Source organism: Desertibacillus haloalkaliphilus (assembly GCF_019039105.1).
Classification (GTDB): Bacteria; Bacillota; Bacilli; order Bacillales; family KJ1-10-99; genus Desertibacillus; species Desertibacillus haloalkaliphilus.
The window spans coordinates 1-327 of sequence record NZ_JAHPIV010000601.1 but is presented as its reverse complement, the minus strand read 5'-3'; the positions used below and the strand labels follow the sequence as shown (position 1 = coordinate 327).

Here is a 327-nt window from a genome sequence, read left to right as displayed (position 1 = left end):
CAACAAGATAACGCTGCGATTCGCGGTATGGTAAACAAGGTATCTCACCTTTTAACTGTAAAAGAAATCGAAGCTTAATTGATAATATTTAAATACGAGGAGGTGTCGACATGAAACTTCATGAGTTGAAACCTGCAGAAGGATCACGTAAAGTTCGTAACCGTGTAGGTCGCGGAATTGGTTCTGGAAACGGTAAGACAGCAGGTAAAGGACATAAAGGACAAAACGCTCGTTCAGGCGGTGGAGTACGTCCTGGTTTTGAGGGTGGACAAAACCCTTTATACCGTCGTCTACCGAAACGTGGGTTCACAAACCCAACTCGTAAGG

The 327-nt window shown here is 44.3% G+C and carries 2 protein-coding genes; both read left to right on the top strand.

What is annotated here, in order from left to right; translation table 11 throughout:
• A partial coding sequence (locus KH400_RS25145; protein ID WP_369009397.1) for an uL30 family ribosomal protein occupies positions 1 to 78 on the top strand: 78 nt, incomplete at its 5' end.
• Positions 79 to 110: 32 nt separating this feature from the next.
• Positions 111 to 327: 50S ribosomal protein L15 (gene rplO, locus KH400_RS23465; RefSeq protein ID WP_217228739.1), on the top strand; the 217-nt coding region annotated here is incomplete at its 3' end.